This is a genomic window from Collinsella sp. CLA-ER-H10 (assembly GCF_040092475.1).
GTDB lineage: Bacteria > Actinomycetota > Coriobacteriia > Coriobacteriales > Coriobacteriaceae > Collinsella.
Map to the genome: position 1 here is coordinate 1 of NZ_JBBNLM010000042.1, position 2,305 is coordinate 2,305.

2 protein-coding genes are annotated in these 2,305 nt (G+C 56.3%); both read right to left on the reverse strand.

The window, feature by feature from the left end; all coding sequences use genetic code 11:
• Positions 1 to 308: 308 nt before the first annotated feature.
• Positions 309 to 2,003 (reverse strand): phospho-sugar mutase, encoded by a 1,695-nt coding sequence (locus tag AAAX36_RS09390; RefSeq protein ID WP_055310777.1) that lies wholly within the window; start codon positions 2,001 to 2,003, stop codon positions 309 to 311.
• Positions 2,004 to 2,078: 75 nt separating this feature from the next.
• A partial coding sequence (locus AAAX36_RS09395; RefSeq protein ID WP_349075276.1) for a hypothetical protein occupies positions 2,079 to 2,305 on the reverse strand: 227 nt, incomplete at its 5' end.

The following is a 2,305-nucleotide window of genomic DNA, read 5'->3' on the forward strand; positions in this document are numbered from 1 at the left end:
TTGCGAAAAACAAATCCAAGTTAGACCATTTCAAATGGTTCGATGTCTGCCCGGATGCGACACAACTGGTGTGTCCATCCTCGCAGTATCCGGTTCTCAAGGTGCACGCCTGCGCTGGTTCCCGGTTCCACCGGGCCGCGCGGCAAGGAGATATATTGCCAGACCGGAGGGGCGCCGGGGGCGGGAATCTGGGCGTACACATTTCCTACACATCTAAGTACTCTCGGCTGGCTGGTTAAAAACAGGAGGGGACCTCGCATCCGAGATCCCCTCTTTCGCCCATCTATAGCAATAGACTCTTAAATACCTTATGCCAGCAGCTTGCGACCGGACTCCTCGATCGCGTCAAGTGCTGCATCTGCCTCGGCGGCATCCGCGCCCTTAGCGAAGATGTACAGCTTAATCTTGGGCTCGGTGCCGGAAGGACGAACAATACCCTTGTTGCCACCCTCAAGATCGAACTCAATAACATTAGCCTTCGGCAGGCCGTTCACGCAGGTGTTGTAATCAACGACGGCCTCAATCTTGGAACCGGCGAGCTCCGCGGGCGGGTTCTCGCGCAGACCGGCCATGATGCCGGCCATCTTTGCCGCACCCTCAGCACCCGGATAGCTCAGCGAAATCGTCTTGTTGTGATAGTAGCCATACTTCTCGTACAGCTCGTGCATCGCGTCGGCAAGGTTCTTTCCCTGGAGCTTGTAATACTGCGCCATCTGGCAAATCAAAAGCGAAGTGCTCACGGCGTCCTTGTCGCGCACGTGGTCGCCGGCCAGATAGCCGTAGCTCTCCTCAAAACCGAAGATAAAGCGATCGACCTCGCCAGCATCGGAAAGAGAAGTAATGATGTCGCCGATGTACTTGAAGCCCGTCAGGCAACGACGGAGCTCAAAACCGTACTCATCGGCCAGAGCGTCAACCATGGCGGAAGAAACGATAGTAGTGACAGCAACCTTCTTAGTGAGGTCCTCACCGCGAGCAGCGCGGGTCTTGCAGATATAGTCGAGCAGCAGAACGCCCATCTCATTGCCGGTCAGCAGCAGATAGTCATCGCTATTCTTAACGGCAACGCCAACGCGATCGGCGTCAGGATCGGTTGCAAGCAGCAGATCAGGGTGAACCTGCTCGCACAGGTCAATGCCCTTCTGCATGGCCTGGCGAATCTCGGGGTTAGGATACGGGCAGGTCGGGAAATCGCCGTTAGGCTCCTTCTGCTCGGGAACAACCGTGACATCGGTGATGCCAGCGCGCTCGAGCACCGTCGTGACGGGAATGAGGCCGGTGCCGTTGAGCGGAGTGTAGACGAGCTTAAGCGGAGCGCCAGCGATCTCCTCGGCAGAAAGGTTGGTCACGCCGCGGGCGAGAACGGCGTCATAATAACGCTCGAGGCACGAGTCATCGATCCATTTGACCAGACCCTGCTCAAGAGCCTCATCGAAGTCCATGGACTTCACGCCGGTAAACGTATCGGTCTCGGCGATAGCCTTAGAAATTGCATCGGCAGCCTCGCTGGTAATCTGGCAGCCGTCGGGGCCATAGGCCTTATAGCCGTTATAAGGCGCTGGATTATGACTAGCGGTCATGCAAATGCCACCGGAGCACTTAAGGTCACGGACGGCCCAGGAAAGCGTCGGCACGGGAGAAATCTTAGGATACACGAGAGCAGTCACGCCGTTTGCGGCAAGAATGGCAGCCGTCGTCTTAACGAACAGTTCACCCTTATTGCGGCTATCGCGAGCGATGGCAACCGTCGGATGCTCGAAGGTCGCATTGAGATAGTCAGCAAAACCCTGCGTCGCGCGACCAACCGTATAGATATTCATACGGTTAGTGCCTGCACCGATAGTGCCACGTAGACCGGCGGTACCGAAGGCGAGATCTTGGAAGAAAGCGTCGGTGATGGCGTCTTCGTCACCCTGCTCCTTCATCGTGTTGAGCTCAGCGAGGAGCTCCTCGTCCTTGACATTGGCAATCCAAGTATCAAGCAGCTCATGAACATCTGCCATGTGAGTCCTTCCGTCACAATCAATAAAACAACCCGTGTAAAACAGGACAAGCGCATCAGCGCGCTAAAGCAAATATTAGTCCATTGAGAACAGAGAACCGGCCACAGAACGGTGAACGTTTATATTCACCGGTGGATGATTGGATTGATTTAATTGCTTAGTGAACGCCGCAATTAACGCAAAAAAGGGGGAGGCCGCGAGGCCTCCCCCTTCTCCATCTTGGATGACGGCTCGGTGCCGTCCACCGGTCAGCGGCGCCCTGGCCTCCCACGGGCTGACCCCGCAGTACTCTCGGCGCGATG

What these genes read in the sequence shown, in the direction of transcription:
- AAAX36_RS09390 (WP_055310777.1), bottom strand. Translation starts at nt 2,003, where the DNA reads ATGGCAGATGTTCATGAGCTGCTTGATACTTGGATTGCCAATGTCAAG.